Annotated in this window: 4 protein-coding genes; all 4 read left to right on the top strand. The window is 47.4% G+C overall.

The window, feature by feature from the left end; genetic code table 11:
- Positions 1-284: 284 nt before the first annotated feature.
- The 4 genes from ACFQ2I_RS07835 to ACFQ2I_RS07820 all read left to right on the top strand — a co-directional run bounded on the left by ACFQ2I_RS07835 (position 285) and on the right by ACFQ2I_RS07820 (position 8,846).
- Positions 285-1,523 carry an MFS transporter gene (locus ACFQ2I_RS07835; protein ID WP_377563380.1) on the top strand — a complete coding sequence of 413 codons (1,239 nt, stop codon included), beginning with the start codon at positions 285-287 and terminating at the stop codon, positions 1,521-1,523.
- A gap of 236 nt (positions 1,524-1,759) precedes the next feature.
- Entirely contained in the window at positions 1,760-2,671 is a 912-nt protein-coding gene (locus ACFQ2I_RS07830) for a hypothetical protein (protein ID WP_377563378.1), read from the top strand.
- Between the two features lie 14 nt (positions 2,672-2,685).
- Positions 2,686-4,812: an alpha-galactosidase gene (locus tag ACFQ2I_RS07825; RefSeq protein ID WP_377563377.1), complete on the top strand. Its 2,127-nt coding sequence runs from the start codon at positions 2,686-2,688 to the stop codon at positions 4,810-4,812.
- 476 nt (positions 4,813-5,288) lie between these two features.
- Positions 5,289-8,846 (top strand): stalk domain-containing protein, encoded by a 3,558-nt coding sequence (locus ACFQ2I_RS07820; protein WP_377563376.1) that lies wholly within the window; start codon positions 5,289-5,291, stop codon positions 8,844-8,846.
- Positions 8,847-8,886 lie beyond the last annotated feature (40 nt).

Below are 8,886 nucleotides of genomic sequence, written 5' to 3'. Positions count from 1 at the left end.
TTCATAACGTAGTGATGCTCTAACAAAATATTGCTGATGCTCTAACCGCGAATCGGTGATGTCCAAATGGGCAAGTTGATGATGCTTTCAGCGTGAAATATTCAAGCCTATCGGAGGGGATCCGAAGGAGAAGCTCTATCATCATCGGCGATACAATCTAAGTGGAATATTCGGCGGACAACGTGGCCATCAAGCTGAGTCAGAAAGCCATCGACCGATTGACAATCGATGATTATTCATAACCGGCTGACCGGCTGACTCCAAAGGATGGAAGGTTTGAAAAAATGAAAGTCAAGCAGGTAGATCAGGGGGCACGGACAATAACAATTGTGGGGGGCGTTAGCGCCCTCGCCTTATGCGGCGATTCCATGCTGTATGTTGTTCTTCCGATTTATTGGAAGGAAGCGGGATTGGACTCGCTCTGGCAAGTTGGCATTCTGCTGGCTGCTAACCGATTCATTCGGTTGCCGCTCAATCCATTGATCGGCTGGTTGTATCGCCATATGTCTCTGCGTACCGGCTTGCTGGCCGCAGTCATATTGGGTGCGGCGACGACAATTGGATACGGTCTATGGAAGGGCTTCGCCGCCTGGCTGGCACTTAGAGCCGTATGGGGAATCGCCTGGTCTCTGATGAGAATGGGTGGCTACCTGACAGTCATTGAATGTGCAGGGGATGCGAAGCGCGGCCGTTACATGGGCCGGTACAACGGCGTATGGCGGCTGGGCAGTCTGGTAGGCGTCCTGCTCGGAGGAATGCTCGTTCCGATCTACGGCCTTGCACCTGTCTCGATCCTGTTCGGCCTGCTGGCATTAGCGGGCATCCCGCTTGTGCTGGTGGCTGTGAAAGCGGTTAAGACGGCAGAATCGCTTCAGTCTGGCAGGCCCGGTGCGCCTGGGGGCTCTATCTGGACGATCGCGGTAAAGAAAATCGTCATCAGTGGGCTTGTCATCTCGATGCTGCATGCGATTTTCAGCGCAACGCTGACGTATGTCATTGACTTCCATTACGCCGACATCAACCTTATCTTCGGTCTTGTCGCAAGCAGCACTGCATTAGGTGGCCTGTTAAGCGCATTAAGGTGCGCATGGGAGCCGTTCCTGGCGGGACGGTTCGGCCGCATAACTGACGGCGCTCAGGGGAGGCTGCCGCTCTTCTTCTTATCGCTGTCGGGTGCTGCTGCCGGATTCGCGATCATCCCGTGGAAATTGCCCATCGTCGCTTGGATAGCGGTCGTTATTCTCGTGATGATGACGAGCACAGCGCTCGGTACAATTATGGACACCATGGCCGCAGATGCCGCGAAGTCGACATCTGTCGTAGCGGTTATGACTGCATACTCCGTATCGACTGACCTGGGAGCAGCACTGGGCCCCGCACTTATTTACAGCGTTATTGATGCCGAGTACGGCCTGCTTGCGACGTATTTGATCTGCTCGGTTCTGTTCGTCTTGACCGGAGCGTGGTATATCCGGGAATTTCGTCAGCGTAGACGCGGCTCAGGTGTAACGTTGCTACATTAATTGAGGAGCTGAAGGATGCACAGGGGAATCACCTCTGAGAAGATCCCGTATACCGTGCGCTTTCCCTTAAATTGCTGGTGAAAAATGTCAGATAAGCTATGAGATATGGTTCACATCCTGATGACAATTGGATAAAACACGCAGAATAGCTACCTACGAAGTGAAAACGAGATTGGAGGGTTTTGGTGGACGTTATAGTCAAGAAAACCAATTTTCGAAGCAGTGAGGCCATACTCATGGAAAGCGCGGCTGTGAAGCTAATTGTACTGCCTCAAGCGGGAGGTAGCATAGTATCACTGCAATTCAAAGAAACAAGAAAAGAGTGGCTCGTTGAAGCAATTGGAGACGGGATACGACATGCGAATTATGGCGACTCATATTCCGAGGAGATGATGCACGGCTGGGATGAATGCTTCCCGACAATTGATGTATGTCGTTATCCTCTTCCAGGTTCTCATGAGCACATACATCTTCCGGATCATGGAGAGTTATGGTCTGTTCCATGGACATATAGCATGACTGATCATAGCTTAGTAACAAAGACACGCGGAGAGGTGCTTCCGTATTCTTTTACCCGAACAATCAGCTTTATCGATGATCAGACTCTTCGGCTTTCATATTCGGTGATGAATCTTATGGAGGCACCGCTCATTGCAATTTGGTGCCCGCATCCTCTATTTGCTGCAACAGTTCATACCCAAATCCGGATACCTCCAGAGCTCGATGAGGTGTTTTGTGTGGTAGGAGGCAAGCGTTACGAAGAGGGACTCTTGTACAAGTGGACTCAATCGGAGAAAGAGTATAGCAGAATGAATATAGATCGACTTTCTCCGAGTGAAGTACAGGACTCGAGGAAGTTCTACGCTAACACTCCATTTGCAACAGGACAAGCGGGGTTATATGAGCTGAATACAGGCGAGTTTGTACAATTATCTTGGTCAGTCAAGGAGCTGCCTTACTTTGGGCTATGGATTAACGAGGGTCATTACAATGAAAAATTGATGGTAGCACTCGAGCCTTGCAATGGCTATTACGATAATTTGGATAGTGCATATAAGCGAGGAAAAACATTGTTAGTAGAACCCAAAGCATCATCCAACTGGTCACTTGATGTAAAGCTGGGACTATTGTCAAGATTGAATCAATAATTGGGGGGACGATTGTGACTATTCAAGTAAATGATGAGCAGCAGCTATTTTTACTAACAACCGATAATATGTGCTACGGTTTTGGAGTAGATGCGAAAGGTTGCTTATTGCATATTCATTGGGGAAACAAAATTAGAATAGACGATTTAGCTGGATTGCTGCAGCCATATTATCATTCACATTTTGACGCTGAGGTGGAGCGGGAAAAAGAAGAGTATAGCCCTTGGGGCGGACTAAGCTTTATCGAGCCTGCGCTTAAGGTGAAATTTCACGACGGGGTCAGGGACTTGAAGTTGCGGTATACAAGCTATGAGCTTAGTAATTCGGGCGAGTGTGATATACTCGTTATTCACCTTCAGGATGCCTATTATCCATTGGAGGTTAGGTTGACGTATACCGTCATAGCTGGTTATGACCTAATTGAACGCGGGGCAAGCCTGATCAATAACGGAAAAGACTCCATCCAGCTTGAAGTAGCCCAGTCAGCGGTCTGGTCTATTCCAGCGATGAAAGAAAGCAGAATGACCTATATTGCTGGGAAGTGGCAAGAAGAGACCCAGCTTAAGTCGAGCATTATTAATGAAGGGAAAAAAGTAATTGAAAGCCGGCGCGGCATTACAAGTCATCATGCCAATCCTTGGTTTGCGATGGATGATGGGTCGGCTAAGGAAGCGGCTGGAACAGTCTGGTTCGGAGCGCTTGCGTGGAGCGGGAATTGGAAAATAACCGCCGAAAAAACAGCGTTCGGCAACGTAAGAGTAGTAGGCGGTATAAACGATTTCGATTTTGAATGGAGCATGAAAGCGGGCGAGACGTTTGAAACGCCTCTATTTATCGGCGGCTACTCGGGCGAAGGCTTTGGAGGTATGAGCAGAAGGCTGCATGGCTATCAACTGCAATATATTATGCCTTCTAACGAGCGATCGACGTTTAGGAAGGTTCTTTACAATTCATGGGAAGCTACAGAATTTACAATTGATATTCACGAGCAAATTTTGCTGGCTCAAAAAGCAGCGGCTATGGGCGTCGAACTATTCGTCATTGATGACGGTTGGTTCGGGAAACGAAATCATGATAAAGCGGGTCTTGGCGATTGGTATGTCAATCCAGAGAAGTTTCCGAATGGCCTAGGGGAATTAATCGAAAGCATCAATGGGCTTGGCATGGACTTTGGTATATGGGTAGAGCCGGAGATGGTCAATCCGGACAGCGATCTGTATCGCAATCATCCCGATTGGATTTATCATTTTCCGAATCGGGAAAACTCGCTTGCGAGAAATCAACTTGTGCTTAATCTATCCAAGCCGGAAGTAAAGGCGTTTATCCTCGATTTTATTACGAAGCTGTTATCGGAAAATAATATCAAATTCGTGAAATGGGATATGAACCGCGCTATTAGCGAGCCAGGCGGATTGCATGTTCCCGAGGCAGAGCAACGCGAGTTTTGGGTTAGACATGTGCAGCATTTATACGAAATTTGGGATGAGCTTAGAGCGAAATTTCCAGAGGTTACGTTTGAATCATGCTCAAGCGGCGGCGGCAGAGTCGACTTCGGCATGCTGCGCTATGCCGATCAAGCATGGGTTAGCGATAATACGGACGCTTTTGATCGTTTGAAAATACAAGAAGGCTTCTCTTATACCTATGCGGCTCAGTCTATGATGTGCTGGGTAACTGATTCTCCCGGTCATGCGAATAATCGAAGCGTATCGCTGAAATACCGTTTCCATGCTGCAATGATGGGGGCGCTTGGTATCGGCGGTAATTTGAACCACTGGTCAGACGCCGAGCTTTCCCAGGCGAAACAATGGGTAGCTCTATATAAGGAGCTGCGTCCAATGATTCAGCAAGGCCAACAGTATCGGCTGCTCTCACCTCGAACGGGATCGACGACAGCAGTGCAATATGTCAATCATGATGCAAGCGAATCCGCTGTGTTTGCATTTCTGCATTCTCAGCAGTTCGGTAATTTTCTGCCACGTCTTCGTCTACAAGGGCTGCAGCCTGATTCGATATACAAGGTTGAGACGAGCGTGCCGTTCACAATGAGCGGCAGCGGACTGATGAATATAGGGATTCCGCTTGCTTTATGCGGCGATTTCGACAGTACGCTGATACGAATTCGTGAGATAGGTACTTGATTTTGGTGGTGGATGTAGAACAACGATAGTCTAATGAAAGAATCAGGCCATCCATTGCAGGATGGCCCTTTGCTTAATTGTTATTATCAATCTAATCAGCATTCTGTAATAATCTATGCATCATCACCGCTACTCCAGCTCTATTCACAGCGGCCTTCACGACAACATAATAGGTTCTGCCATTCGTGAGATTGTTCATGCGATAAGTCGATTCAGTTACAGTCGCGTTTGTGGTTTACTTTAGCGCATGCACATCCTACCATTATTTGCTATAATAATGTGAAGAATATATAGTTGATGTAGACTGATAAAAGCAGGCTGATCTGCAATTGTTCTACTATTTGCATGAGCTTGCGATTTTTGTCGATGTACTACTTTAGTAGGACTTTTATTTATAGGTTTCTATCTATAATATCTTGAAGAGTCGGAAGCTGTAGGCGCACGGCTTGAATCTAAATTGTATAAAGGAGACTCCTATGAAAGCGTTTATTAGTAAATCGTTAGTTGCCATCATGCTTTTGACGTTATTTGGAGCTACGGCTGCGCAAGCTGAGAAGATGCGAAGTGAGCAGCCCTCTACTAGCAACTATCAAGCTCTTTCAAGTATTTCAACTTTGGCTGGTAGCGGTGACTTTGATGATTGGGATGAAGCAGCCTTGAAAGCATCATTCCGCATGCCGCAAGGAATGGCGATAGTAAAGGATGGATCTGTGCTTGTAGCAGATAGCAAGAATCATCTGATAAGACAAATTAAGAATAATCAGGTGACTACTTATGCGGGATTTATACGGGACATAGATGATAACGGCATTCCAAGTGGAGGCTGGAACGACGGTGCTGGGCGAACGGCTGTCTTCAATGGGCCTTCGGGTATGGACACGGATTCGGAAGGCAACGTATACATTGCGGATACAGCCAATCATCTGATTCGAAAAATATCTAAAGATGGCATGGTAACAACAATCGCTGGAGACGGCATACTCGGGCATAAAGACGGAAAAGGCCAAGCAGCGAGATTCAATCACCCGCAAGATGTTGCTGTTGCTGTGGATGGCACTGTATATGTTGCAGATACACTGAATCATGTGATTCGACAAATTACATCAGATGGGCAGGTGACTACGTTAAACGCTCCATCAGATCGGGTCATTGAGGTCATTAGCGGTTATGCGGTTCTTGCAGGCGATTATGAGAATGGTGAGTTGTCAGCAGCCAAGTTCAATGAGCCTACCAGCCTTGCAATAGACGATAAAGGCAATTTATATGTGAGCGATACAGGCAATCATGTTATACGCTATATCGATGTGGCGGAAGGAACCGTTACAACGGCGGCAGGCTTGTCTGAAGGGGAACGGCCTGTTTATGCGAAGGGCGCTCTGTATGCTGAAGGCGGTTATGCAGACGGGGCCAGCTCAGAAGCTCGCTTTTATTCACCTAGAGGAATTGCTGTCACGGAGAAGCAAGAGTTAATTATTGCCGACAGCCTCAACCATACGATTCGTACTCTTGTTCATGGACAAGTGAATACGATTGCTGGAGTACCTGCACAATTCGGCCGTGTAGACGGCATTAACGGTCACAATCTGCTTCATCATCCCACAGATGTAGCCGTCTTGCCCAATGGCGATTTGCTCATTGCGGACAGCTATAATAATCAAATTCGCAAGCTTGAATGGTACGAGCTTCCGGACAACTTGCCGCAGGATGATCAAGTGAAGGTTGTGTTCGAGAATCAAGTCATTAGCTTTAATGCGCAGCCCGAGATTGTAAAGGGCAACACGATGGTTCCTGTTAGAGCGTTAAGTGAAGCGATGGGCTACATGGTTGAATTCGATGATCATGAGCGTACGATTGAATTAACAAAGGACGATGTGCGAATAAGGCTGCAGGATGGAAGTCCTGTGATTTTTACGAAGAATAAAACTTCTGACGAGGAAGAACAGCATGAGATGGGGGTCGCGCCCTATATTAAAGCTGGCGTAGCTTATGTTCCAATCAGACCGTTTAGCGAGGCGTTCGGAGCAGATGTTGAATGGGATCAGCATACAAGGTCGGTTATTTTGAGGGAGATAGCACAAGCCGTCATAAAGCTGCCTGCAATCAATCGCCATTCGAGAGCGGCCAAGCTGGAGCAGATTGAAGGAACGGTTTGGGTGAAGCAGGCGGGCGGTTCATTGGCGTTCAGAGCTTATGACGGCATGCGACTTCAACATGGCGATCAAATCGCTACTGAATATCATTCAAGCGCGATTTTAAGAACGGTTGATCGCAAGGATGAACTAACGATTAGTGAAAATTCGGAGCTGCACATTTCAAATTTAAGCCAGGCGTTCCGTGTGAAGCATACGAGCTTTGTACTATGGAGCGGGATGGTTGGTGCTAGTGTGACCTCGTTGGTTGACTCAAAAGATACATTCAAAATCATGACTCCGACGGCTCAAACTAATGTTCGCGGAACGAACTTTCTTGTGAGCATCGACCCAGTTACAGGGCAGTCGAGATTCTTTGTAAGCAGCGGTCTTGTTCAAGCAGGCGGCAATGGGGGCGGTCAGAGTCCAAGTGCCATATATCCTGCACAGCAATCGCTCTTTTTTCCAGGAGGGAGTAGTGGAGAAGCAAGTGAGCCTGTCATGGTTGATCTGGCTGAATTCGTTAATCAAGCCTCACCTGCTGTCATTGAAGCATTGTTGAGAAATTGGGAGAAGATAAAGCAAGAACAAGCGTCGATGCTGGAAGAAATGATGAGGAATAGCCCCTCTGGGTCTAACTCTAGTGATCTTCCGTCAGGAATATCGCAAGACAATATAGAACAATACCAACATAATCTGAATAATCTACTGGTGAACTTGTTGAAGCAAGCCGTGGAACAAAATAAAATGGATCCGGACCGAGTAAACGAGATTATTGATGAAATCAACAAGAAAACAACTTATAAAATTGATCTAAATAATGTTCCGCCGCTGCAATTAACGGACCAGCAAAAGCGGCAGCAGGAAATACAAAAGCAATTAGCAGAACAGAGGAAGAGAAAGCAGGAAGAACAAGATAAGCTGCGTGAACAGGCGCGACAACAACAGGATGCACTCTTATCTTCCCTAGAGGATAAACGCTTAGAACAATTAGAGGCCATTGAAAGAACAAAAAAGCAGCAACAACAAGCAGCCGAGAATATGTTAAGAAACAAGCTTTCGGATGAAGAAAGACAAAAATTCGATGTAGAACGCCAAGGGTTGGAGCGGCAAAGACAACGCCAAGCGGCAGCGCAGAGGCAACAGTATCCAACAAGGCCGCCAGCGCCGACACCGACGCCACAGCCGACGCCGGAGCCGACACCGACGCCACAGCCGACGCCACAGCCGACGCCACAGCCGACGCCGGAGCCGACACCGACGCCACAGCCGACGCCACAGCCGACGCCACAGCCGACGCCGGAGCCGACACCGACGCCACAGCCGACGCCGACACCTACGCCGGAACCGACACCTACGCCGGAGCCGACGCCGACTAATACCGCACCTACGGTTATTAACCCGATAGCGGATCGGATGTCCAATACGGAGGAGCCTTTTGAGATAGACTTGAGCGAAGTTTTCAGCGATGAGGATGGCGATACGTTAACGTTCACCGTCAATTCGAGTGATACCTCTATTGCAAGGGTTAACGCAGATGGAGCTATGATCATCATTCAACCATACGGTATGGGTTCAGCTGAAATTACAATTACTGCTAATGATGGTAATGGCGGAGTGGCCGAATTCTCCTTTCAATTCGGACTCTATCCAGTCATAGTAGACCTGAGGGCTGAAGTATCGAGCGATTTTATTGACTTGTATTGGGATAATTACAGCAATGAAAATTTGAACTATCATATCTATTTAGATCATGAGCTATTGGAAACGACCGTAAGCAATAATCAGATGATTTCTGGGCTTCTTCCTGCTACGGAATATAACATTCGTGTAATCGCTGTTAATTATGAGGAAGAAATTGTAGCCTTTGCGGATCGTTTATTCATCACACATCCTATTGATTGATTGGATCAAAAGTTTAGGGAAATCGAGCTGATTTCCCTAG

This window comes from Paenibacillus chungangensis, assembly GCF_042675905.1.
In the GTDB taxonomy this organism is placed as follows: Bacteria; Bacillota; Bacilli; order Paenibacillales; family Paenibacillaceae; genus Pristimantibacillus; species Pristimantibacillus chungangensis.
The sequence above is the reverse complement of the archived record's forward strand: the minus strand, read 5'-3'. Positions and strand labels throughout refer to the sequence as shown.